Source organism: Armatimonadota bacterium (assembly GCA_036504095.1).
Classification (GTDB): domain Bacteria; phylum Armatimonadota; class DTGP01; order JAKQQT01; family JAKQQT01; genus DASXUL01.
In genome coordinates this window covers 246,918-269,694 of sequence record DASXVS010000071.1, presented here as the reverse complement: position 1 = coordinate 269,694, position 22,777 = coordinate 246,918, and the positions used below count along the sequence as shown (strand labels likewise).

At 62.9% G+C, this 22,777-nt stretch carries 23 protein-coding genes and 1 tRNA gene; 11 read left to right on the top strand and 13 right to left on the bottom strand.

Translation table 11 applies throughout. From position 1 onward, the window contains the following. Positions 1-138 precede the first annotated feature (138 nt). Entirely contained in the window at positions 139-483 is a 345-nt protein-coding gene (locus VGM51_16745; protein HEY3414689.1) for a hypothetical protein, read from the top strand. A 63-nt stretch (positions 484-546) separates the two neighbouring features. Here the strand turns inward: VGM51_16745 and VGM51_16740 are convergent, their stop codons facing one another. Beyond that, positions 547-1,605 carry a PilT/PilU family type 4a pilus ATPase gene (locus tag VGM51_16740; protein ID HEY3414688.1) on the bottom strand — a complete coding sequence of 353 codons (1,059 nt, stop codon included), beginning with the start codon at positions 1,603-1,605 and terminating at the stop codon, positions 547-549. A gap of 226 nt (positions 1,606-1,831) precedes the next feature. Here VGM51_16740 and VGM51_16735 point away from each other — a divergent pair, with 226 nt between their 5' ends. Beyond that, positions 1,832-2,800, top strand: a complete 969-nt coding sequence (locus VGM51_16735; GenBank protein HEY3414687.1) for an MraY family glycosyltransferase — start codon at positions 1,832-1,834, stop codon at positions 2,798-2,800. Between the two features lie 14 nt (positions 2,801-2,814). Here the strand turns inward: VGM51_16735 and VGM51_16730 are convergent, their stop codons facing one another. After that, the gene (locus VGM51_16730; GenBank protein ID HEY3414686.1) at positions 2,815-3,528 is read right to left on the bottom strand and encodes a response regulator transcription factor; all 714 of its coding nucleotides are present in this window, start codon (positions 3,526-3,528) and stop codon (positions 2,815-2,817) included. Between the two features lie 102 nt (positions 3,529-3,630). On the opposite strand from VGM51_16730, the gene VGM51_16725 reads away from it, so the two are divergent. Continuing rightward, a tRNA-Ser gene (locus VGM51_16725) sits at positions 3,631-3,720 on the top strand. Between the two features lie 52 nt (positions 3,721-3,772). Here VGM51_16725 and VGM51_16720 read toward each other — a convergent pair. The 7 genes from VGM51_16720 to VGM51_16690 all read right to left on the bottom strand — a co-directional run bounded on the left by VGM51_16720 (position 3,773) and on the right by VGM51_16690 (position 12,220). Next, the gene (locus VGM51_16720; protein HEY3414685.1) at positions 3,773-7,228 is read right to left on the bottom strand and encodes a polysaccharide deacetylase family protein; all 3,456 of its coding nucleotides are present in this window, start codon (positions 7,226-7,228) and stop codon (positions 3,773-3,775) included. 84 nt (positions 7,229-7,312) lie between these two features. Further along, positions 7,313-8,308, bottom strand: coding sequence for a glycosyltransferase family 9 protein (locus tag VGM51_16715; GenBank protein HEY3414684.1), 996 nt, complete (start codon positions 8,306-8,308; stop codon positions 7,313-7,315). A 33-nt stretch (positions 8,309-8,341) separates the two neighbouring features. Beyond that, a complete protein-coding gene (locus tag VGM51_16710; GenBank protein HEY3414683.1) occupies positions 8,342-8,878 on the bottom strand; it encodes an ACT domain-containing protein in 537 nt (178 codons plus the stop codon). Between the two features lie 60 nt (positions 8,879-8,938). Continuing rightward, positions 8,939-9,838, bottom strand: coding sequence for a tRNA (adenosine(37)-N6)-dimethylallyltransferase MiaA (gene miaA, locus VGM51_16705; protein ID HEY3414682.1), 900 nt, complete (start codon positions 9,836-9,838; stop codon positions 8,939-8,941). A gap of 91 nt (positions 9,839-9,929) precedes the next feature. Further along, positions 9,930-10,595 (bottom strand): hypothetical protein, encoded by a 666-nt coding sequence (locus VGM51_16700; GenBank protein ID HEY3414681.1) that lies wholly within the window; start codon positions 10,593-10,595, stop codon positions 9,930-9,932. Positions 10,596-10,688: 93 nt separating this feature from the next. Beyond that, on the bottom strand, positions 10,689-11,540 hold the full coding sequence (gene ispH, locus VGM51_16695; protein HEY3414680.1) for a 4-hydroxy-3-methylbut-2-enyl diphosphate reductase: 852 nt from the start codon (positions 11,538-11,540) through the stop codon (positions 10,689-10,691). An 80-nt stretch (positions 11,541-11,620) separates the two neighbouring features. After that, entirely contained in the window at positions 11,621-12,220 is a 600-nt protein-coding gene (locus VGM51_16690) for a MarC family protein (protein HEY3414679.1), read from the bottom strand. A 99-nt stretch (positions 12,221-12,319) separates the two neighbouring features. Between VGM51_16690 and VGM51_16685 the strand changes: the two genes are divergently transcribed. The 8 genes from VGM51_16685 to VGM51_16650 all read left to right on the top strand — a co-directional run bounded on the left by VGM51_16685 (position 12,320) and on the right by VGM51_16650 (position 18,439). Then, on the top strand, positions 12,320-12,838 hold the full coding sequence (locus tag VGM51_16685; protein HEY3414678.1) for an HIT domain-containing protein: 519 nt from the start codon (positions 12,320-12,322) through the stop codon (positions 12,836-12,838). Then, entirely contained in the window at positions 12,835-13,485 is a 651-nt protein-coding gene (locus VGM51_16680; protein ID HEY3414677.1) for a uracil-DNA glycosylase, read from the top strand. The genes VGM51_16685 and VGM51_16680 overlap by 4 nt, the downstream gene beginning before the upstream one ends. A gap of 200 nt (positions 13,486-13,685) precedes the next feature. Continuing rightward, entirely contained in the window at positions 13,686-13,859 is a 174-nt protein-coding gene (locus VGM51_16675) for a hypothetical protein (protein ID HEY3414676.1), read from the top strand. Between the two features lie 75 nt (positions 13,860-13,934). Beyond that, a complete protein-coding gene (locus tag VGM51_16670; protein HEY3414675.1) occupies positions 13,935-15,209 on the top strand; it encodes a hypothetical protein in 1,275 nt (424 codons plus the stop codon). Between the two features lie 8 nt (positions 15,210-15,217). Next, on the top strand, positions 15,218-16,054 hold the full coding sequence (locus VGM51_16665) for a hypothetical protein (GenBank protein HEY3414674.1): 837 nt from the start codon (positions 15,218-15,220) through the stop codon (positions 16,052-16,054). Between the two features lie 189 nt (positions 16,055-16,243). Then, positions 16,244-16,681, top strand: a complete 438-nt coding sequence (locus VGM51_16660; GenBank protein HEY3414673.1) for a hypothetical protein — start codon at positions 16,244-16,246, stop codon at positions 16,679-16,681. Positions 16,682-16,955: 274 nt separating this feature from the next. Continuing rightward, the gene (locus VGM51_16655) at positions 16,956-17,717 is read left to right on the top strand and encodes a phytanoyl-CoA dioxygenase family protein (GenBank protein HEY3414672.1); all 762 of its coding nucleotides are present in this window, start codon (positions 16,956-16,958) and stop codon (positions 17,715-17,717) included. Beyond that, positions 17,708-18,439 (top strand): SprT family zinc-dependent metalloprotease, encoded by a 732-nt coding sequence (locus VGM51_16650; protein HEY3414671.1) that lies wholly within the window; start codon positions 17,708-17,710, stop codon positions 18,437-18,439. The genes VGM51_16655 and VGM51_16650 overlap by 10 nt, the downstream gene beginning before the upstream one ends. A 39-nt stretch (positions 18,440-18,478) precedes the next feature. On the opposite strand, the gene pgl is transcribed toward VGM51_16650, so the two are convergent. From pgl to gnd, 4 genes are read right to left on the bottom strand one after another with little or no spacing between them, the layout of a single operon-like run. After that, complete coding sequence (pgl, locus tag VGM51_16645; GenBank protein ID HEY3414670.1) at positions 18,479-19,213, bottom strand: 6-phosphogluconolactonase; 735 nt, start codon at positions 19,211-19,213, stop codon at positions 18,479-18,481. 6 nt (positions 19,214-19,219) lie between these two features. Next, on the bottom strand, positions 19,220-20,317 hold the full coding sequence (locus VGM51_16640) for a glucose-6-phosphate dehydrogenase assembly protein OpcA (protein HEY3414669.1): 1,098 nt from the start codon (positions 20,315-20,317) through the stop codon (positions 19,220-19,222). Between the two features lie 3 nt (positions 20,318-20,320). Further along, complete coding sequence (gene zwf / locus VGM51_16635) at positions 20,321-21,859, bottom strand: glucose-6-phosphate dehydrogenase (GenBank protein HEY3414668.1); 1,539 nt, start codon at positions 21,857-21,859, stop codon at positions 20,321-20,323. Further along, positions 21,859-22,773 carry a decarboxylating 6-phosphogluconate dehydrogenase gene (gnd, locus tag VGM51_16630; protein ID HEY3414667.1) on the bottom strand — a complete coding sequence of 305 codons (915 nt, stop codon included), beginning with the start codon at positions 22,771-22,773 and terminating at the stop codon, positions 21,859-21,861. Before gnd ends, zwf begins: the two co-directional genes overlap by 1 nt. Positions 22,774-22,777: the final 4 nt, after the last annotated feature.

Sequence of the window (22,777 nt, the reverse complement as noted above, 5' to 3'; positions counted from 1 at the left end):
CTAAAGAACGGTTCGCGAGAGGGCAAACGTCGTGGTCACGGGCAGACGTGGAGTCGCCCGATCGTTGGTCAGATTCGGCGGGCTAAAGCTACCTTTGACTTTACCGCATCATATAGATTCAATTAGGAGAATGAATATATGGCCAGTATTGTGGTTGCTTTTCCCGTCCTGCACGGACAGACGGAGGCCGCCCGGCGGTTCGCTACGGAAGTGGCCGGTCCACGCCGTTCGGAGTTCCTGGATACCCTGGCTCGCGAAGAGATAACCCGTGAGGAATGGTATCTTCAGCAGACGCCGAACGGTGATATGGTTATCGTAACGTTCGACTCCCCGGATCCGGCAAAGTCACTGGCAAACTGGGCGACCGCGGACTCGGCGTACGAGGTGTGGTTCATCGCACAGGTGCAGCGAATCTGCGGCGTGGATTTGCGCGAACCTATGCCGGCTCTCCCGGAAAGGATCCTCTCCCACAACGGCCGCTGAAAGCGCGAGGGATGCCAAGGGCCGGGTTGCAGCGGATCCCGATGCAACCCGGCGGTTAGGGCGTCATTTACGCCGCAGCATCTGCCGAAGCTCCAACGCGTTAGGTGAATGAGACAGCGCATCGTCCTCGGAAACCGTGCCGGCGGCGACTAGTTTGTGCAGCGCCTCGTTCATCGTCTGCATGCCGTAGAACCGGTCCTCGCTGATCGCCTGCTGGATCGAGCCGGACCGCCCTTCTTCCACCAATTTGCTGATCGTCGGACCGGACAGCATGATCTCGATGGCCGCCGTACGACCGGTCCCATCCACAGTGGGAATCAACGCCTGCGCGAGACATCCACGAAGCGTCTTAGCCAGGCGCGTGCAGACGTCGATCTTCGCATGCGGCGGGAACATGTTGATCAGGCGGTCCACCGTTTCAGGGGCCGACGACGTATGCACCGTGCTGAGCACCAGATGCCCCGTTTCCGCTGCCGCCATCGCCACGGTCATCGTCTCAATATCGCGCATCTCTCCGATGAGGATCACGTCAGGGCTCTGCCGCACCACGTATTTGAGCGCGTCGGTGAACGATTCCGTGTCCGCGCCGACCTCGCGCTGGCTGACGATCGACAATTTGTCCGCGTGCACGAACTCGATCGGGTCTTCGACGGTCACGATGTTGCAGTTGCGGGTTGAGTTGATTTCATCGATCATCGCGGCGAGAGTGGTCGATTTCCCGCTCCCCGTCGGTCCACTCACAAGGATCAGCCCCTGCCGCAGTTTGGTCAGTTCACGGATCGGCGTCGGCATCTGGAGATCATCCAGAGGCTGCACATACAGGGGGACGAGACGAAGGACCATACTCCAGCTACCGCGCTGCTGGTAAATATTAGCGCGGAACCGGCTGACTCCAGGAATCGTGAACGCCAGGTCCATTTCGTGCCGCTTGTCGAAGCGCGCCATCTGATCGGACGTCATCACGGTTTGCGCGAACTGGCGAATCATCTGGCTGTTGACAGGCGGGTGTTCGGTCCGCACGATCCGGCCCGCCAACCGGACGGCGGGCGGTGTGTTTTCTTTCAGGAACACGTCCGACGCGTTCTGAGCGGCAGCTTCCTGAAGCAGTTGCGTAAAGTCCAAAATGCATTCCTCCTGCGTCCGTCTGTTTGAACGGCCACGCACAAGTCTTTATGCCATTTCGGAAGGTTGAACGCGGTGTACAAATTGAGGCGGCGGCGGCATGTTCAATGCCGCTCACGAACGCCAATAATAACTTGGTGCGGTCATCGCAACGTGACAAGCACGTTTCCCTTACGTTTGCCCTGTTGTCGGCGCGAAGCAATCGCCGTCGGGGCGGCAGGGTCTTATGCATGTAATGAATGGGCTGATACTATGTCTGGTGGCGTTCGCACTGGCGCTTTTTGGCTCCTACCTGTTGACACCGGTAGTGGAGCAGGTGGCCCGGGCGGCGGGGGCAATGCGCGTTCCGCGGGTTCGCGACGTCCATACGAAGGACATGCCGCTCTGGGGAGGCATCGCCATCGTGTGCTCCACGATACTGGCGATCCTCCTTACGGTGCCGCGCGGACCGCATGAGGACAAGGTGGCGGCCATCCTCGGCGCGGCGTTCCTCGTGGCGGTCTTCGGCGTGCTGGACGACAAGTTCGACCTGTCCGCGCTCGCGCAGATGGCCGTACTGCTCTTCGCCGGATGGCTCGTAACACTGCAGGGCGTGAAGATATCCTTTGTGACCAACCCGCTCGGGCCCGGAACGTGGGATCTCGATAACCTCCACCTGGCCGTGCCCATCACCATGGCGTGGATCTTCTTCACGACGAAAGCCACGGACATCATCGACGGGGTGGACGGACTGGCGGCCGGCGTCAGCGCAATCAGCTGCGCAACCCTGGCCCTCATGGCGCTCCAGACTCACAACGTGGTCGCGGCCGTGATGGCAGCCACGGTTTGCGGCAGCGCCATCGGGTTCCTGCGCCACAACTTCAATCCGGCCCGGATCTTCATGGGGACCGCCGGCGCTCAGTTCCTGGGCTTTATGCTCGCCTGCCTGTCCATCCTGAGTCTCACCAAGATCGCCACCGTGGTAACGCTCAGTGTGAGCGTGCTGGTGATGGGTGTGCCGATCCTGGACGCCGTTTTCGTGGTGATCCGGCGCCTGGTCACAATGCAGCCGCTCACCCAGGCGGATAAGGGCCACGTACACCACAGGCTGCTGAGAAGCGGGCTGTCGCAGCGTGAGACGGTGCTGATCCTGTACGCCGTCACGATGTGCCTGTGCATTGTGGCGCTCGGCGTATTCACGTTCAGCCGGCGGTAGGCGAAGGGTTCGCGCTACAGGGTATCCGGGGCCACGAAGCGGTAGCCCACATTTCGCACGGTTCCGATCAGCGAATCGTGCTGCGCACCGAGTTTGAGGCGAAGGCGCCGGACGTGCACATCCACCGTTCTCGTGCCCCCATAGTAGTCCTCGCCCCACACACGGCTAAGCAGCATATCGCGCGTGAATACCCTGGACGGATTCGCCGCAAGGAAACGCAGAAGCTCATATTCCTTGTACGTCAGGTCCAGCGTGACGCCGGCGATATTCACTTCGTAGGAACCGCTGTCAATCGCCAGGTCGCCGAAGACCATGATCTCCGGCGGCGCCGCCATCCGGGTCTTCCAGAGGAGATTACGAACGCGAAGGGCGGCTTCGGCCTCAAGAAATGGCTCGACGAGGAGATCGTCGATCACCGCGCTGGGATTAAACCCGGGGAGGGAATCCTGTCCGAGAACGGCGATGAGCGAACCCGCAAAGCCGTGGGGCCAGTTTTCGGCGACAGGAAGCAGGTCGCGGGTGGAGCGGGCGGTGGGCAAGTCAACGATAAAGAGGCGGTCCCGTGTGCTGCCAAATTCGGCTTTTCGCCATTCATCGGGCGATATCACGCGAAACGGGGGTCCCTGGCGCAGAGCACGTCGACACAACTCCCTCAACTCCGCGCGATCGGTGACCAGCACAACGCTTTCCAAATTACTGACGTCCCCCTTGCCCGGTGATATCGCCATCCTAGGGGATTGCCGTTGTGAGCGTCAAGGCGGGCCGCCACGGCCGCGGCGCATGACCGCCTTGACACCTCCACGCTTGTGAAGTATCATAACGATGGTTCGGGAGAGATGTCCGAGCGGTTCAAGGAGACGGTCTCGAAAACCGTTGTAGGGGTAACTCTACCGTGGGTTCGAATCCCACTCTCTCCGCCATTCCTCAGCATCCGGCATCCGGCACTCTGGCCGGATGCTGAATGTTTGGATGCTACCGCGCCGCGGTCGCCGTCCCTTTGCGCTGGAGTTTCCCCCATCCGACGTGGTGCCCCCGGAACGCGGCCATGACGCTGCGGAAGATCACGTAGTACATCACCTGGCGGTAGACAAACCGCTGCCAGAACATCCAGAGCAGCAGGCGCCAGTCCTCATCGTCCAACCACACGGCCATCGCAGCGCCGATCAGGTCCACGAAGAAGAACAAGCCGTAATAGAACAGGACGGTGGGAAAGTTTCCGCTCCAGATCGCGACGAGGATCATCAGGTCCACCACCGGCGAGACGGCCTGGAACACCATCTGGAACAGCCAGAGTGTGGGCAGCGCAACGAACCCCAGCGCTCCGTACTTGCGCCGGAACAACACCTTGCGATGTTTCCACAGGCATTGGAGGGTGCCGAACGCCCAGCGGAACCTCTGCTTGGCCAAAGCGCGCACGTTGTCTGGCGCTTCGGTATATGCGAGGGCATCGTTTTCCGTCTTGAGCACGTACCCCAGTCTTCGCACACGCAGCGTCAGGTCCGTGTCCTCCGCCAGCGTGTCCGCCAGGTAGCCACCGGCCTCAAGAATCACGCTTCGCCGCCAGGCGCCGATGGCGCCCGGCACCACCGTGATGCAGTTCAGCGCCGCATACGCGCGGCGGTCGAAGTTCTGGCTCGCAATATACTCAAGGCTCTGCCACAGCGTCCACAGGTTCACGCGATTTCCGACCTTCACATTTCCGGCAACGGCCGCAACGCGGGGGTCGTGGAAATGGCGCACCAGAAGCGAGATAGTGTTTGGCGCGAACAACGTGTCTGCATCCAGGCCAATCGCTATCTCGCCACGAGCATAGTCGAGGCCTGTGTTCAAGGCGCCGGCCTTCCCGCCATTATCCTTGCGAAGCAAGGTAACACGCGGTTCGTGCTGAAACGCGCGGTGAACGACTGCGGAAGTGTCGTCTATTGAGCCATCGTCAACGACGATGATCTCAACGTCGTCATAGTCAGAGCCCAAAATTGCCTGAACGGTGCGCTCGATGACTTCCGCTTCGTTGTACGCCGCGATAACAACGGAAACCTTGGGATGGTATCGAGGGTCGAATACCTCCCGACGCGCGCGGCGCGCCTGGACGAGGGCGAATGCCGCGGTAAAAAGCACGCGGGATACCCCGAGCAGCAGAGTGAGGTAGAACACCCATTGAAGCGCCGATTTGGACCCGAATATCAGGTCGAACACAAATGAGTCCACACCCACCAGTTGGATGTCCCGGCCTGAGACCGGCGGCATGACCGCATCGCGAGACTGGCCCATCAGGCCGCTCACGGTCGTGAAAGTGAACCCCTCGGCGCGGAGACCTTCGATGATGTGCGGCAGAGCCTGGATGGTCTGCGTTCGGTCTCCGCCGTAATCGTGCAGGAGTACGATGTGCATGGAATCCGCGTTCGGCTGCAGCCCCAGCACCGCAGTCGTGAGGACGCCGTCGATCGTTTCAACGTCTTTCTCCGCTCCGGGGGCGGGATTGCCGCCGTAGAGGATGGCTTTAACGCCCGGCCGCGCCCAGTCGTTGGGGTCGATATTCGCACCCACCGTAACGTATCCCAGAGCCTGAGCGGTCAGAAGCGGCCTGATCTCGCTGGCCTTGGTCGGTGTGGTGTCAACGGAATACGGCGCGCGGAATAGTTCGGTGGAATGTCCCGTCAGGTGCTGGATCGCCCGTTGGGTTGCATCCAGTTCCAGGCGCACTCGCGTCGGGCTGGCGATGCTCAGATCGGGGTGGTAGAAGGTGTGATTGCCGATCTCGTGCCCTTCGGCATACTCACGGCGCACGAGGTCGGGGTGTTGTTCCGCTTGCGCGCCCTGAACGAAGAATGTGGCCGGCACGTGATAATGCTGGAGGATGTCCAGGATTTTCGGGGTCCACCTCGGGTCCGGCCCGTCGTCAAACGTCAGCGCTATCGATTTGCGCTGATCCCCCCCGCGCAGCCGAATCAGATACGGGGACGGGTATTTCACATACCGCTCGGTGCGGATATAGCCCGTTGGATCTGTCGAAATATCCCGATAGCCATCGGCCGGCTGAGAAGCGATGCTCAGGATTTCGCCCAAGCCTTCGGTGTCGACCTCCTCCTCGAACGATATCGCCCGGAGCCCGCGCGAGTCGGTATTAGTGGCCAGTTTGTCTCGACGGAAGAACGACCAGACGCTGGGATCCTCACTCCCAAGCACCCATAGAGCGGCGCCCAGCGGCTTCGCCTCGCGCTGGCTGCGCAGGTTGTTGTACATCGTGACCGCATCAAGGAACCAGACGCTGTGCGGCGCGCCCCGATCGTCCGTGTATGCGTAGTGCGGGTTAAGCGAGTTCTCATCGAACGCGATCTTCGCTTCCTCGTCGCGCGCCGTCACGACAGCCTCTTCGTACGTCATGCTGTGCGCGGTCGGTTGGCCGTTGCGCCAGTCATACCCGTATGATCCTAGGCCGAGGACCACCTTATTGGGCGGCACGAGGGTATAGATCTCCTTCGCTTTCGCCTCAAACCAATCCTGTCCCGCGATCGGCCCCGCAGTTCCTGTGGCATCGTGCTGATCGTACAGCATCGGCACGATGAAATCGCAAGCGTCGCCGAGCGCGGCGAGGTCATACGCCTGCTCCTCCAACGGCACGTCCATCGAAAGAAGCAGTCTGTTGGCGTGCAGCGCATCGGCCAGGCTGTAGACGAACCCGGACATCAAGTCGCGATCGGCATCAGCCGCACCTTCGATATCGAGGTTGAGCCCCTTGAACTTATGCTTCTTAAGGTACGCAACGATGCCCTGTGCAAGTTTGGCCTGGGCGGCGTCCGAGACCAGGAGTTTGTGGATTCGATCCGGCTCGAAGTCGCCCGCGTCCACGTTGTTGAGGAGTGGAAGGATCGGGAGGTTGTGCTTATCGCAGAAATCGATGACCTTCTTCGACTCCTCCGTTCGGAATGTCGATCCGTCCTTGCCCAGGTGAAGCCATTCGGGCATCAGGTGCGTCAGCGCACGGGCGTTTTGCGTGAGCGATGCATACGAAGTGGCATCCCAGTTCACGTAGAACCCCGCCACCACCGAAAGAGGTTTTCGGTCCCTCGCGCGGACTAGGGGAGCCGCCGTCAGGGCCCGGTGCGCGCGCATGTGGCGTTCCAGCGCGGCCTTACTGCGCGTCATCTTCAGGGCGAGCGCGTACCGCGTCTGCTCTTTGACCCTGGCGCCGACAACCGACGGCGGCCTCTGAGGGTCGGGGATAAACCCCGGGGCGGGGAGTTTCAGCGCGCGGAGCGGAGGGGCCCCGATGATTGTCGCCATGAAAACGGCAGACAGAACCGACAGAACCAGCGCCAGCATCGCCCACGCACGCAGAATCGCGGGCCATCGGCGACCGCGCTCGTCATAGAAAATAGGCTTCGGATGATGCTCCTGCTCCACGCGGTTCCCCCCGGTCTGCCGCAACCTGTGCGTTCCGGCATCCGTAAGAATAGCGTGTGAAGTGGAATTTGTTCAGATTCCGCGGAGGAGTGGCCGGGTGATGCGCTCCTACGAAATCACGGAGTGCACGCCCGCGAAGACTTCGTCCACTGTGACCGTCTCCATGCGGCCGTATATATCAGGGTCGGGGCCAGCCTCAGGGTGGTGAATCACCACTGCATTTTCCGTGTACGGCCCGGTGCGCGCGGGGTCCGTGGGGCCGTGCAGCGCTACGACGGGTGTGCCGACGGCCACGGCGACGTGCATGGGACCGGTATCTCCGCTCACGAAAGCGGCGCACCGAGTAATCGCGGCGGCCAGGCAGCCCAGCGAGAGCTGTCCCTGCAGCGAGGGCAACGGGCATGACGTTGCGGACTGTATCAGAGCCGTAAGGTCGGCATCGCCCGGACCGCCGAAAAGCACCGGCTGACACCCGCTAAGGGTCAGGCGGCCGGCGAGGTCCGCCCACCGTTCGGGCGCCCATTTCTTACGGTCCACCGTGGCGCCGGGATTCAGCGCTATGATCGGGCGACCGCCCGGAAGAGCCAACCCCGCAAGAGCCCGGTCCGCCTCTTCGCGCCAGGCCGGCATGAGCGGCATTTCCATCGGGAAGTCCCGCCGGATATCGGCGAGCAGCGCCACCTGGTCGAGGTGATCCACCGCGTGGTGTTGTTCGACGTCGTGAAGATCAACGGAATGGGTCATGAACCGCTGTGTCGCCGGGTGGTTGAAACCGATTTTCACCGGAGCACCACTGAACCTCGCGTACACACCGAACAGGGTGGAACTGGCCGAGAACGAGACGACCGCGTAGAAACGAGCGCGCCGGATCCTCAAGGCGTAAAGGGGGTAGTCCGAAACCCGGGCGGTGGGGCGATCCCAACGCTCCGAGAGGTGGGGATTGGCCGCGAAGACAGGTTCGATGCCGGACACCGCCGCGTTTACGATTGTCGCGTCGGGCAATGCAGCCCGCAGGGCGGCAATAGCGGGTGTGGTGAACAGGGCATCGCCGATATGGTTCTGATTGAGCAGGAGTATGCGCATGACGAAACTAATCGGGGCCAACCCGGGGCCTGCTCACGTTAGAACCAATCCATGTCATTCCGGCCGCATCTCAACATCCAGGCATTGAGCCCGCGCGACGGCGGCCAGCGACGCGCGCACGGCCTCGACCGCCACGCCGTCCGGAATATCGACCCGCGCGACAAGGCTGAACAGCTCCGTCCCCGTGACGGGAGCATTCCTGACGGTGGTTTCAAGTGATACGATATTGATTCCCGCTGCGTAAAGCGCTTCCGCAACAGCCTGAACGATGCCCTCGTGATCCAGCGCGTTTGCTTCCACGCGATAGGGGAGCGCCCGCGAACGGCGATGGTCCTCGGGGCTCACCGTCGGGCGGGTCTGAAACTGGAGGCCGGTGGCCTCTACCAGTTCGGCAAGATCCTCCTGGACCTTTGCCACAGCGGCCGCCGTTCCGGATGCGAGCACCATCAGTCCGAACTCGCCGCCGAGAACCACGGCGCGGCTGTCTTCCACATTGGCGCCGTGTTCGGTCAGGTAGCGCGTCGTCGCCGCTACGATGCCGGGGCGGTCCGGCCCCAGGCCGCTGACAACCAGGTATTGTTGTTCCGTCATTCACGCTCCTCCTGACTACATGGTAACGCTGCGCACCCCGTGCGACAAGCCGGCCCGCGATCACCGCGCGGCGTCTATGGCGTCCACCGCCCGCTCTGCGGCGAAAGCGTCGTCAACGTCTATCCAGATTGTGTCCTGCTGCTGCCGAAGCCACGACAACTGGTGTCGCGCGTGCCACCTCGTGTTCCGCTTGAGCAGATAGACGCCGCGCTCGAGATTGTACTCGCCCCGGATGGCGCCGGCGATTTCCTTGTACCCGTGTCCCTGAATAGCGGTCGGTCCCAGGCGTCCCTGGCCGAGGAGCCCGCGAACCTCATCCGCAAGCCCCGCGCTCATCATCGCATCCACCCGTGTATTGATCCTGTCGTACAATCGCTCGCGATCCATCGTCAGGCCGAACAGCAGCCTGCTGTAGGGCGACGGCGCGGCCCGGCTGTCCGCCTGCCAGGCGCTCATGGGCCGCCCGCTCAGTTCCAGAACCTCCAGGGCGCGGACGGTTCGCCGCAGATCGTGGGGATGCAGTCGGCCGGCCGATTCGGGATCCAACTCCTCAAGCCTGGCACGGAGCGCTTCCAGCCCTTCGGATTCGAGCCTCTCCCGAACGTTGGGGTCGCTGGGTGGGGCTTCAATAAAGCCCTTTGTCAGCGCGTCGATATACTGCCGCGTGCCTCCCACCACGATGGGCAATCGACCGCGCGCCGCAATGTCCGCAATCGCCGCCGCGGCCAGTTCACGGAAATCGGCGACACTGAATGGCTCGCTCACGTCCACCACGTCCACGAGGTGATGCGGCGCGGCGGCCCGCTCGGACGCGTCCGGCTTGGCTGTGGCGACTTCAAGCCCGCGGTAGACCGCCATGGAGTCGGCGGACACGATCTCGGCATCGAGTCGCCGCGCAACCTGTATCGATAGAGCCGTCTTTCCGACGGCAGTGGGCCCGCAGATGAGAGGTAGAAGCATATCAGATTCGGTGGCTGAAGTCTGCAGTCAGTATAACGGCAATCGGCCCCCCGACTACTTGCCGGGAGGCCGATGATGATTCCTCTTATGGTCACGCCCTGCGTCTTATACTGCCGAGCAGCGCCAACGGCACTGCTGAGGCGAGTAACGCCATCGTGCCGGGCTCGGGAATCGCGCCGGCCGGCACGGTGATGAACTTCACCATTGCGTTATCAGGCGCAAAGTCCGAGATATTGGTCGCAGGACCGCCCGGGATGCGCGGCCAGAGATTCCACGTGAACTCATCGTCATCGAATCCACCGGGCACCGTTGGCAGGAACGCTGAGGGGATGATAGCGGTCACGGTCGACCCGCTGAACCCGAACAGATCCGGCGTCAGGACGTTGACCACGCTCGTATCGAAGAGGCGGACGGACGCGGTGCCATCGTGGGTGTTGTAGCTGAGCACGGAGTCGAATTTGACGTTCGGTTCACCGGGAAACGGCGCGACGGCCGCCGTTGACCCGCGTCCGAAGCCCCAGACGTAAGCCGCTTGCTGAGTCGGATCGATGGGGCCATCCATCGTGGCGGTAACCCGCCAGCCCGCGCCATCCGCATAGATGCCGTCGGCTGTGCGCACATCGAGATCGGGACGATGAGTGGCGACGTTGGGGGAGTACCAGTCGCCCTGTGGATCAATCACCTGTGCGCCGGACGGTGGCGCCGCGAGGCAGTAGGCAAGGCCGGCCACGATGGCAGGCCGGAATTTTCGGAGCATTAGAACCTTCCTTTCGTTGAGCGCCGCCCGAGGCGGCAATTATGCACCAACCACGCGGCTCAACGAACGAAACCCTTCCTTTGTTCCCCGATTTCAGGCCTGCATTTCGCCGATTTCGCGGATTCGCTGACAGACCTGATCAACCACCCACATCGGCGTGCTCAACCCGCTGGTTACCCCCACGCGCGCCACGCCCTTGAACCACTCGGGGCGCACCTCGTCCGGGATCTCCACCTGGTACGCGGCGGTGCCGGCGCTGACGCTCAGATTGGCGAGATGACGCGTGTTGCTGCTGTTGTGGCCTCCGACGACGATCATCACGTCCACCTCTGCCGCGACCTGCCGGGTTTCTGTCTGCCGCTCGATGACGTAGGGGCAGATCGTGTCCGACACCTTCAGGTCGGCCCGCTCGCGCAGGGCGTCGGCGATGGCGTGGAATTTCTCCGGCTGTTTGGTCGTCTGGCAGATGAGACCGAGGCGCTCTCCGGGCCCGATCCGCAGTTCTCTCGCCGCTTCGAGGGACGGCACGACTTCCGCCTCCCCGTCCACGGCCCCGACAACGCCGATGACTTCCGGGTGCTGGGGGTCGCCGTAAATGAGCACGCGCCGGCCGTCGCGCCTCAGAGTCCGCGCGGCTCGCTGCGCCCGGGTGACGATGGAGCACGTGCCGTCCTTCACGTTCAGGCCGCGCTCGCGGGCTTCATCGAACTCCTTGTACGGGATCCCGTGGGCTCGCACTACAACGGTACCGCCTTCGACGTCTCCAAAGCTGTTGATGACTTTCAGCCCCTTGCCGAAAAGGCGGCCCATCTCCTGCTGGTTGTGGATGAGCGCCCCAAGTGCGAAGACCTGCCCGTCCGCCTTGTCCAACTCCGTGTTGGCCACGCGCAAGGCGTGCTCAACGCCGGGGCAGTACCCCAGTTCCTCAACAAAGACGATTTCCACCCGCCGCTCCTCTCACAATACCGCGGTACTATTAACAAGTACTATTATACCACCGATGCCGCCGTCCGAGTTCCCGTACTTCAATGCTGCGCCGCGGCGAGGATGTGGACCACTCCCTGCCGGATGAACTGAACCGCGATGGCCGCCAACAGGATGCCCATCAGGCGGGCGACCACACCGGCGCCGGTTTCACCCAGAATTCGGTACAAACCGTTGGTAAAACGGAAGACCAGCAGCACGAGTGCAAATGCGGCAGTGATGGAAATCAATGTGACCGCCAGGCTGTTACGGTCCAGGATCAGGAGGCTGGCGAGGATCGCTCCTGGACCGATAAGCAGGGGACAGGCGATGGGCACGATTCCCATGCCGTGGCCGCTGAACCCCTCGTCCCAGTGCCGCTGGTTAATTGTGTGCAAAGCGATTCCAAACAGGATGATGCCACCGCCGATTTGGAAATCGGCCTCCTCGATGCCGTACAATTTGAACACGGATTTGGCTGTGAAAGTAAGCACCAGCAGCAGCAGGAATGCGACCACTCCTGACTTGTAGAGCATCGCCTGCCGTTCGCGCGGATCCTGGCCGGCGGTGAGCGCCATCACGATGGGCAGGAGACCGATAGGGTCGAGGATAATCCACAGCGCCATGGTGGCACGGACGATATCGGTGAATACGTGGGGCATACTGGACCTTCCGCTTTCTAGCCGCGCAGCGGTGCGGCGTCTCTTCTGTATTCTGTCTTGCGGACTCGAAGCAGTCTAGTGGCCCCCCGGGAGAAGTGAGTGTCTGATCGCTTATTTGCGCCATGGCGTATGGAGTTTGTTTCGAGGGATTCGAAAGACGAGGCATGTCTGTTCTGTCGCGTACGCGATCAGGCCACAGACACCGATAACCTCGTCCTGGCGCGCTCGAAGCACGCGCTGCTGATGCTCAACGCGTATCCGTACACGAACGGGCACCTGATGGCCGCGCCTCTGCGGCACACAGCAGATTTCACCACTCTGACCCCTGAGGAAATGGGGGACTTGATGGCTCTCGTTCAGCGCGGGATCACGGCCCTCCAGGCAGTCTACCACCCGGACGGTTTCAACGTTGGCGCCAACCTGGGCTCGGCCGCCGGCGCAGGCATCGCGGACCACCTACACATGCACGTCGTACCGCGCTGGGTGGGGGACACGAATTTCATGGCGGCCGTAGGCGACGTTCGCGTTCTGCCCGATAGCCTCGCGGAGACCTACCGCAAAGTCTCCTCGGCCCTGTCCGCCATCCTCGCTGATGCAGCCGGAGCGGAAATGGAATGACCAGGATCGAGCTCCTGCAACCGATCGCCGAGGAGGCATCACGGTGCACGCGCTGCGGCCTGGCCGAAAGCCGAAAGAACGTCGTTTTCGGTGACGGCAACCCTGATACGCCGATGCTCCTGATTGGTGAAGGCCCCGGCGAGCAGGAAGACGCTACCGGCACGCCGTTCGTGGGGCGCGCAGGCGTCCTGCTGGACAAAGCGCTGCGAGAGAACGGCATCACCCGCAAACACATCTACATCTGCAACATCATCAAATGCCGCGCGACGCTGCTGGAAGACGGCCGAGTCAGCAACCGGCCCCCGCGCCAGGAGGAAGTGGATGCCTGCAATCCCTGGCTGGCACAGCAGATCGAGATCATCAACCCGCTGGTCATCGTGTGCGTCGGGCGCCCTGCCGCGGAATTAATGATCCACAAAGGCTTCGCGATCACGTCGGAACGCGGCAAGTGGTTCGATTCTCCATACTGCCGCTCAATCACCGCTGTGCTTCACCCGGCGTATATCCTCCGCCAGCACGGCCCGGCCTTCGATTCATCGTACGGGCTCCTCGTTGGCGACCTCGGCGCGGCCCGGCGCAAGGTCATCGAGCTGAAGAAGCAGCCGGCCGCCCCAGCCCCGAGCCCCACACCCCTTTCCCTCTTCTAACGCAGCGTGGAGGGTGGAACGAAGCCGCCAGGCGGCCCGTCTAAGGGATGTAGGCGATCGAGACGGTTTTGCCATTATCACCGCTATGCCGAAAGGAACACTGCGCCGCACACGTCATATATGTGTGAGAACCAGCCGGACAGTGTAGAATACAGGTATCTGATGATTGGTCCTCGGCTCCAGCCGACGGGAGGTCCGCTATGAAGTACATTGTGAAATCGATTTTGATGTTGAGCCTGTTTGCCGCGCTGACGGCACTGGCAGGGCAGCGGATATCTGTGGATCAGTCGCGGCACGCATCGTGTCCGACGATCCACGCCATGGTCGCCGACGGTGATATCGGTGACGGAACGTCGCCCTCCAGGAAGGGCTGACACGGTCCCGGGTTCGGGACCGGATTCTCGGTTTTGGTTCTCCGGTCTTGTTGAAGGTTCCTGGAGGCGCCGATTATGCCAAGAGTAATAGATTACTGGCGAGGGCTGGTGGCGGATATCGCGGGGGCTGAAAGCAACAGTCCCGCGCACCTGCGGGCAGTTGGAGATCTGTGGTATCCCGTGATGCGCATGCGCGTCCTCTCCGCGGTTCACGATGGCGCAGAGCGCAAACTCGGGCCATGCGACCTCCCGGCGGACCACGCGGAACAGGTTGCGCGCCGCGTATGGGAAGATCTCCTTGCGGCGATGCATAAGCGCGCCATGCCGGAGATGTGGCCGGAATACGCCGCCGTCATAGCCGCTATGAAACCGTGGCTCGCCTCCCGATTGGGCTGTGACGCCGCCAACATCTCGAAGCGCCTCGCGAAATTGTCCCCCGCTGAACTGGCGGATCTCGGCGAAGCAGCGTATGACGCGCTCTACCCGAAACCACTGCCGTCGCGCGACGAGCACGTCGCCCGCGGCGCTATCAACGCGTTCCTGTTCAGCGGGCGCGCGTGGCCGGACCTCGGGACCTGGGCGCCGTTCACGCTTTATTCGATCACCGCCCGGTATTTCGAGCAGGGGCACTACCTTGGTCCAAAGCTCTGCTCCTCCGAAACCGAAATCCTCGACCTCGTGGAGTTCGCGCCCTATGGAGCGGAATGGGCCCGTTCAGTGGTGGCTCGCCGCGCCCAATCGCGCACAGTGGCTTCCTATCTGAGCGTGCTTGACCGTATTCTGAAGCACGAACCTCTGCCGCAGGACGCCAGCCTGGTGTCACGGCGTCTGACGTTGGTTGAATGGCTGGCCGATCCTGAGGCTCGCCTGGCCCGTATGGCCGCTGTACAGGGCGCAACGGTCAGCGATGGCGTGGTGTGGCGGGCCTTCCGTGGCGAAGAGCGGCGCGTTATGCTGCAGGTTCTGCACGCCGCCACCGGCGAGGCGGAGTACCCCGGCGACTTGCCCGAAGCGCAGCGACGCGCGGCGCTGGAGCGCCTCGTGGAAGCCATGGAAGCGCTGGCATTGCGAACCGAGCTTGTGGTAACGGTCACCGAACGAAACGGCAAGCGGGGAGTCGAGTGGGCGCGTGCAGTGGTTGAAGCCAGAGCGCCGAAGGCCCTCAAGAGCCTCCAACTGGGCCTGCTGACGGCGATGGCCACCCGCAAAGAAATCGCCCTCAGCGCCGGACCGGCCAAACGCAACCGAACCCTTCGTTCTCTTTACCGGACGCTGGAAATCGCCGCGTCCCCCGATGCCGGCGTATCGTTGCTGGCCGCCGCCCCGGCGGCGCTTGCGCAGGGAGAGTGAGGCGTTCCATGTCCCCAAAGGGACCAGGCAGTCTGCCGCGGCTCTTTGCGCACGATAACGCGCTCCAGCCCGTGTTTGGCCGCGCCGCCCGCGCCGGCGGCGTGGGCAACGACGTACTCGATGTCAAGGACAACAAGTCGGCTGTCATCACGCCGGCCGACTCCATCCCGGAAGCAGCGGATGCGCATGCGCGCGCGTGGAAGGCGTTCAACGCTCAGGATTTCGATGGCGCGGTCAAGTGGTTCAAGCGCGCCATCGCCGTCGCGAATGCGCACGACATGGTGGCTTACAAGAGCGAAAACACTCTCGGGCTGGTGTTCACGGCGATGGCCGACTGGGACGCGGCCCTGAGACAGACTTCCCGCATGAAGCGGTTGATCGCCGGCGCGGAACCGGCTCTACAGGTCCGTTTCCGGCTGGCCCTGCACACTAATCGCGGCACCATCTACTCGCGGCGAGCATCGCGCGAAGCGGACGCCACCCGCAGGGACCGCTTTTTGCGCTTCAGCTACCGCGAGCACCGCATCGCCGCGGCAATCTGCCGCATCTACACCGGTGACCTGGACACAGAGCGGGCATGGAACCTCGCCGATAGCGCGTGCCGCCTGAAGCGATGGGACGAGACGGCACGGGTGCTTGGTACCTACTTGCCGCGCAACCCTCAGTTATCGGGGATACTCAACACGAACTCCCACCACAGCGAGTGGCCGACCTTCCTGTCGCTTTATCACGAGGACGCCGCCCAATTCATCCGGTCGAACCCTGAGGCGTACCGGACGGGCGGGAACCAAATCGATCGAACAGCCTCCCCATGTCGGGAACGGGATGCGAAAACGGAGTGTTAGCCGCTTATCCTTGCGTCATTACAGGAGGCCGTTTGTTCGGGCGAACCGCAGGCGGATCGTTGGCGCCGGGTCCCAGATACTTACGACCCCTGAGGCGAGCGAAATGCGACTATCGGACGGGGCGAATTCCCAGTGTCGTTGCTACGATGAATACAGTCGGCAGCATGAGCTTGATTTAGAACAGACCCGATGGCAAGCAAGAGACCACCCACAATCGAAGAGTTCCGCGTGACCGTGGTGGAGGAACCCGGCCTCATACGCGTGGGCCTTGCCGGCCCCGCATCCGCAGCGGGGGCGGCCCGCATTCGCGGCGCGCGCGACAGCGTCAGCGGGTCAAGCCTTCCCATTCTCGTCGTGGACGACGGCCTTGCGGAGATGGACACCGTCACGTACGGCGCACTCGTCCAATGGGCGCTTGCGGTTCGCAACCGCAATATCGGGTGGATTCTAGCAACACATCTCCAAACGGCCGGTCGTATGTTCCAGATTGCGGGCTTGAACCCCGAGGAACACGTGCAAGCCCTGGAGGAAAGCGCTCGAAAAGCGTTGGACCGCGGACGTGCCGGGCAGCGCGTCACGGCGGCATCTCCTCACGCGATGGCCCTGGAGGGGCTTCGCAGGAAATAGGGCCGCGGGGCATCACTTCGCGGTTCAATTATCCCCGATTCAATCAAGCGAAAACACCCCTGTTTTACGCCCGCTCCGGCCCGCAGGGCCAATCCGCCATGGAGGCCATTGTTCGCTACGGCTAACGTCGCTCCATCTGGCGTTCAGACACGCCTCCCTTCCGGCGCACGGCACAGTGGACAGCCGGTCCTCCACCCAGGCTAATCTGAGAGAGGGTCACCGGCCGTCGCGATTGAGTTGACCGGCTGAAGTGGTCGAAGGCAGCAGGGGAGACATGCTCTCAATTTCGGACGTGGATTTCTACCGGGCTAACGGGTATCTTCATCTCAAAGGCGTGTTCGGGCCCGGCGATGTTGCCGCCATGCGAACCGCGGCCGACTGTGTCATCGTTCGCGCGATCGAAGCCAAGCAAAACCCCTCGTTTCTCTGGCAAGGAAGGTTTCTTTCCGAAGAGGAACGCTCCCGTCTCGACATCACCGGCGTACACGACGCTCAGTTCCACGATGCCGTGTTCAGCCGCATGCTGCTCAACGAAGCCCTCCTGTCCTCCATCGCCGCCTTGATCGGCCCCAACATTCAGCTTCATCACACGAAGCTCGTGGTGAAGCCGCCGGAGCGCGGCGCGCCATTTCCCATGCATCAGGATTACCCGTACTTCCCGCACGAACGCCATACGATGCTCGCGGCCAGCATCCACCTGGACGACACCAATGTCGGGAATGGGTGCCTCCGGGTTGTGCCCGGCAGCCACCTCGCGGGCCCGCTGGAACTCGATTCGTCCGGACTCTTTCTCCGGCCGGAGGACTACCCGGTGGACGACCAGCTGCCCTGCCCAGCGTCGGCCGGCGACGTTATCGTGTTCAACTACCTCACCATTCACGGATCCGGATTGAATACTTCCAGCGGGCCGAGGCGTAACTGGCTCATCCAGATGCGCGATCCGACCGACCACCCGACCATGGACGTTCACGTGTCCAGGGGCCAGGGAATGATGCTGCGCGGGCTGAATCCGGAGTACATCCCGACATGGGCATAAACGAATCCAGCGGCGACGACACCGCGCGCCAGCGCCTGCCGGAATACACCGTCCGGCGCAGCGCACGCGCAAGGAAGGTGCGGCTGCGAGTCGATATGGATGGATCGGTGACAGTCGTCGTGCCCCACCGGGCCCGGATCACCGGATATGACGAGTTCGTTCAGCGCCACGCGGATTGGGTGACGAAGCAGCAGGAACGTTTCGCCAAGCTTCGCAGCCAGGCGCGCCCCGTTTGCGCTGACGGTAAGAGCGCCATCCCGTATCGCGGCAAAGCGGTGCCACTTGCGATCCAGCCTTCGGCGGATGGCCGCATCAGCCTGCGGTACGACGGCGATGCCTTTATCCTGCATCAACCGGAAAGCGCCACGGAAGAGCATCGACGATCCATCTTCCGCACGTGGTTCCGCCAGGTGGCTCGCGCGGTATTCGAGGAACGCGTCCTGACGCTGAACGCTACCACGCGGTACTCGTGGCAGCGCATCCGAATCGGCGAACAGAAGACCAAATGGGGAAGCTGCTCATCGCGGGGAACGCTTTCATTCAACTGGCGCCTGCTGATGGCTCCGCCAGCCGTGCTTGACTACGTCGTGATCCACGAACTCGCTCACCTGAAAGAGCCAAACCACTCGCCGGCGTTCTGGACTCTCGTTGAGGATCAATGCCCGGACCACAAGGCCTATCGCAAATGGCTCAACAAGAACGGCATGCTGCTGGCTCTGTAGAGACGGCATCCCTCCGCGGGGAGCGGTGTCTGGCTCGTCTCAACCCACGGCGGCGGAATCGACCATCCAGATGACGGAACCCGTCACGGGATTCACCCCGCGCGCGGGCAGATCCTCCACGGTGCGAAGCCCGCGCAACACCGCGCCCAGCGCGGCGTTCTTCCCCGAACCGCTCACCAGGAAGGCCACGCGAACGGCGTGGTTCAGAACGGGATACGTCAGAGTGATGCGCTCGACGCCCAGTTTCTCGACCGGGTTCGCGATCACCCAGCGCTCTTTCTCACGCAAGCCGGGTGAGCGGGGGAACAGGGACGCGGTGTGTCCATCGTCGCCCAGCCCGAGCAATATCAGGTCGAATTGCGGGAAGCCATCGGGGCCCAACGGCATCGCCGCTTTCAATTCCTCCTCATAGGAATCCGCGGCTTCCGCCGCCCCCAGCTCCGCCGGAATCCGGTGAACGTGTGCCGGGGGCACCGGAACACGTTCCAGCAGCGTTTCCCGCAGAAGGCGGTAATTGCTGTCCGGACTGTCTGGGGGAACCGGCCTCTCATCCACTTGAACGATCTGGACGCAGTCCCACGGAACGCGTTCGCGCCGGGGAAAGCCGGCCAGGGTCTCGTAGAGCCGGCGCGGCGTCGATCCTCCGCTCAACGCAATCCACGCGTCGCGGCCGCGGGAAAGCGCCGTCTGCACCGTCTGCACGAAGACCGCCGCGGCGGCGGCGCTCAAGGAATCGAGATCGGGATAAATCTGAACGACAGGTTCGGTCATCATTTTGCCTCAGGCGGGCGCGATGCCCGCAATGACGTTCAATGCGTCCTCCCAGTCGCGAAACGGGGTCCGAATTTCCAGGGCGTTGCAGAGCAACTCGTGCGTCTGCCAGATCGCCGGGCTGTACGCCGGGCCGGTTTGTTCATCACCGGAACACATGATGCTCGATCGAACGGCGCCCAGTGGATCGTCCTGAACGCGGCTTACGCGGAATTCGACCTCGCCGGCCTGCATCGTGATCCCCAGCAGATGGCCCCGGGCCGCCGGCGGCCCCTCGGCCCACGTCACCTCGATGGCGCCTTCGGGGCCTTCAAATGCAGCGCCCTCCGTGCCGTTGGACGAGACGGCCTTCCAGCCCAACCGCGCCGCGAGCCAGCCCGTCATCACGAGGGAACGGTCTGATGGTATACCCGCCGAACGAGCGCTCGTCATCCGGACTTTTTTGATGCGGGGCAGAAACTCCCTGCTTGGCATAGGATCGAACAGCTTACCCACCGCTTCACGCCAGGTACCCATGCGCGTCCAGGTCATCTCGGTGAAAACACAACTGCCTGTGTGCCGGCGCACGAGGTCGGCCAGCGCGTGAAATCTCCGCAACGGGTCCGTGAAGGTGTGGCTATCGGTCACAACGCGGTCCGCGAGCCCCAGTAGACGCTCGATCCCCGGGTCCGACAGCGGCGGGTCGCCGACAAACCAGAGGTACACCGGCAGATCGGTCACCGTCAGGGGCTCGACAAGCGAAGGGATGGTGCGGGCAAGATCACCGGGCGCGTGTATCACGATTTCTTCAAAGCACACGTGGTTCACACCGGTGAGGCCGCAGCGAAGAGACGCCTCGGCATCCGCGGCCCCGCCGGCCTCGTCGGCAACGACAACGATGCTCCGAACCGGCCGAACGGCATTCAGGCGCGTGACGACCCGGGACGCTTCGTCGCTTTCCTCGCGGGTGCGGCAGAACGAGATGAGGTTGGCCAGGCGGGCTCGCGCAACCGGCACGCCCGCTTGCTGGGCGCGGTACTCGCGCCAAAGGTCGTCCAGAATCTGCTGAATCCGCAGCGGGTCCAGAGGCGCGGCGCGCTGAACGGCGGATGCTCCCGATTGCTCCATCGGTTAGAGCCTCCTCCAGTGAGCGCCGACGTGGGCCGGCAGGGCGTCCGCATCCGCCGGTCCCCAGGACCCTGCTTCGTAGTTCGGAAAGCCGGACGCGGGTGAACTCGCCCACTTCTGAAGGATTGGGGTCACCACGCGCCATTCCGCCTCGACCTCGTCCCCGCGAGTGAACAGAGTCTGATCTCCAACCATCACGTCATGCAGCAGCCGTTCATAGGCGTCGGGCGGATCGGCTCCGAATGCCGACGAGTAATCAAAATCCATCCGCACCGGCTGCATCTGCATCACCGCTCCCGGCAATTTCGCATCGACGAGCATCGTGACGCCCTCGTTCGGCTGGATGCGAAGGCTCAGCACGTTCGGGCTGGGCGGCGCCGGCGTGCCTTCGAACAGGTTCAGCGGCACCCCCTTGAAATGGATCGCGATCTCCGTTACGCGTTTCGGCAGCCGCTTGCCGGCCCGGATGAAGAACGGCACCCCCGCCCATCGCCAATTGTCCACATAGAGCTCCAGCGCCGCGTAGACGTCCGTGCTGGATGGGGCCGTTACCCCCGGTTCGTCAGCGTAACCGGGCACGGCGGCGGCGCCGATAAACCCTGAACCGTACTGGCCCCGCACCGCGTAGCGATCAACCTGATCGCTCGAGATCAGTCGGATCGAACGGAGCAGCTTCAGTTTCTCGTCCCGGATAGCGTCCGCCCCGAGCGAAATAGGGGGCTCCATGGCGATCATCGCGAGCAACTGCAATCCATGGTTGGTGATGATATCCCGCAGGATGCCTGTTTCGTCGTAGAAAGCGCCGCGGCCTTCCATGCCGAGGGTCTCCGCGATGGTAATCTCAACGCGGTCGACATAGCGCTGGTTCCACAACGGCTCGAACAGCCTGTTGCCGAAGCGAAGAACCAGGATGTTCTGAACGGTCTCCTTGCCGAGATAGTGATCGATCCGGTATATCTGGCGCTCACCGAGAAGCCGGCTGATCTCGGCATTGAGGGCGATCGCGGAATCCAGGTCCCGGCCGAAAGGTTTCTCGATGACCACGCGCGACCAGTGCGCATCGCCGTCGTCGGCGTTCACCAGGTCCTCCTTCTGGAGGTTTTCAACAATGGGGCGAAACGCTTTGGGGGGCACTGCAAGATAGAAGAGGCGGTTTCCCTCCGTATGTCGAACCGCATCCGACTGCTCCAGCAGCGGCCTCAGCCGCTCCTCGGAAGAAACGTCAGTGAAATCGGCGGACAGATAACGCATCCCCTCGGCGAGGCTGCGCCAGACCGTGTCATCGACCGGCCGGCGGCGGGAATCACGGTCCGCGGCCTCCCGCATCGCGTTGCGGAAATCATCGTCGGACCATTCCGACCGCGAGACTCCAATTAGCGAGAACCCTGCCGGCAGCATTCCTTCGGCCGCCAGAGAGTAGATCGCCGGCATCAGTTTGCGCTTCATCAGATCGCCGGTGGCGCCGAACGCCACCAGCGCGCAGGGCTGCGCCCGCTTCCGGACGGCCGATTCGGAGCGGAGCGGGTTCTGCCGAAGATCCATCACCGCTCCTCCCCGGCGGATTTCACCGCGTGACCACCGAACTGACGCCGAAGGGCCGCGACAACCTTGGCGCTGAAGGAATCTTCCTGGCGGGACCGCTGCCGGGCCAGCAACGACAGCGTGATGACCGGAGCCGGCACGTTCTCGTCAATCGCCGCCTGAACCGTCCAGCGCCCCTCGCCCGTATCGTCCACGTACCCGGCGATCTCAGCGAGGTCCGCGTCGGCCGCGAAAGCCCGCCCCGCCAGTTCCAGCAGCCAGGAGCGCACAACGCTTCCCTGATTCCAGAGTTCGCACAGGCCATGCAGGTCGTAGCCGAATTCCGATTTTTCCAGAATCTCGAGGCCCTCACCATATGCCTGCATAAGCCCGTACTCGATACCGTTGTGCACCATCTTGCTGAAATGACCGGCGCCGCTGGCGCCGACGTAGCGATATCCCTTATCGTTGGGCGCCAGCGTTTTGAGCAGCGGTTCGACGTGGCGGAACGCGTCCTCGTCGCCGCCGACCATCATACAGTAGCCCTCCGTCAGCCCCCAGATCCCGCCGCTGGTGCCACAGTCCAGGAAGCGAATTCCGTGCTCCGCGAGGCGTTTCGACCGCGCCTGGGAGTCGCGGAAGTTGCTGTTGCCGCCGTCCACGATGATGTCGCCGGAAGCGAGCAGGGGAATGAGATGGGTGACCGTATCGTCCACGATCGGCCCCGAGGGAATCATCAACCAGATCGCCTTGGGCGAGCCGGATTGCAGAGCCGCCAGAGAGGGCAGATCCGGCGCCGACAGGCCGCCCTGTTCGCGCAATCGCTCCCTCGCCTCAACGCTGGGATCGAACCCCGAAACGGAATGTCCACCGCGGATGGCCCGCGTACACATATTTGCGCCCATCCGACCTAATCCAACGAATCCGATTTCCATGGCA

Coding starts and splice junctions, on each gene's coding strand:
- VGM51_16700 (HEY3414681.1), bottom strand. CDS start 10,595: ATGCTCCGAAAATTCCGGCCTGCCATCGTGGCCGGCCTTGCCTACTGC.
- VGM51_16665 (HEY3414674.1), top strand. CDS start 15,218: ATGTCCCCAAAGGGACCAGGCAGTCTGCCGCGGCTCTTTGCGCACGAT.
- VGM51_16745 (HEY3414689.1), top strand. CDS start 139: ATGGCCAGTATTGTGGTTGCTTTTCCCGTCCTGCACGGACAGACGGAG.
- VGM51_16730 (HEY3414686.1), bottom strand. CDS start 3,528: ATGGCGATATCACCGGGCAAGGGGGACGTCAGTAATTTGGAAAGCGTT.
- pgl (HEY3414670.1), bottom strand. CDS start 19,213: ATGATGACCGAACCTGTCGTTCAGATTTATCCCGATCTCGATTCCTTG.
- zwf (HEY3414668.1), bottom strand. CDS start 21,859: ATGGATCTTCGGCAGAACCCGCTCCGCTCCGAATCGGCCGTCCGGAAG.
- VGM51_16735 (HEY3414687.1), top strand. CDS start 1,832: ATGCATGTAATGAATGGGCTGATACTATGTCTGGTGGCGTTCGCACTG.
- VGM51_16680 (HEY3414677.1), top strand. CDS start 12,835: ATGACCAGGATCGAGCTCCTGCAACCGATCGCCGAGGAGGCATCACGG.
- miaA (HEY3414682.1), bottom strand. CDS start 9,838: ATGCTTCTACCTCTCATCTGCGGGCCCACTGCCGTCGGAAAGACGGCT.
- VGM51_16710 (HEY3414683.1), bottom strand. CDS start 8,878: ATGACGGAACAACAATACCTGGTTGTCAGCGGCCTGGGGCCGGACCGC.
- VGM51_16655 (HEY3414672.1), top strand. CDS start 16,956: ATGCTCTCAATTTCGGACGTGGATTTCTACCGGGCTAACGGGTATCTT.
- VGM51_16690 (HEY3414679.1), bottom strand. CDS start 12,220: ATGCCCCACGTATTCACCGATATCGTCCGTGCCACCATGGCGCTGTGG.
- VGM51_16650 (HEY3414671.1), top strand. CDS start 17,708: ATGGGCATAAACGAATCCAGCGGCGACGACACCGCGCGCCAGCGCCTG.
- gnd (HEY3414667.1), bottom strand. CDS start 22,773: ATGGAAATCGGATTCGTTGGATTAGGTCGGATGGGCGCAAATATGTGT.
- VGM51_16660 (HEY3414673.1), top strand. CDS start 16,244: ATGGCAAGCAAGAGACCACCCACAATCGAAGAGTTCCGCGTGACCGTG.
- VGM51_16675 (HEY3414676.1), top strand. CDS start 13,686: ATGAAGTACATTGTGAAATCGATTTTGATGTTGAGCCTGTTTGCCGCG.
- VGM51_16640 (HEY3414669.1), bottom strand. CDS start 20,317: ATGGAGCAATCGGGAGCATCCGCCGTTCAGCGCGCCGCGCCTCTGGAC.
- VGM51_16670 (HEY3414675.1), top strand. CDS start 13,935: ATGCCAAGAGTAATAGATTACTGGCGAGGGCTGGTGGCGGATATCGCG.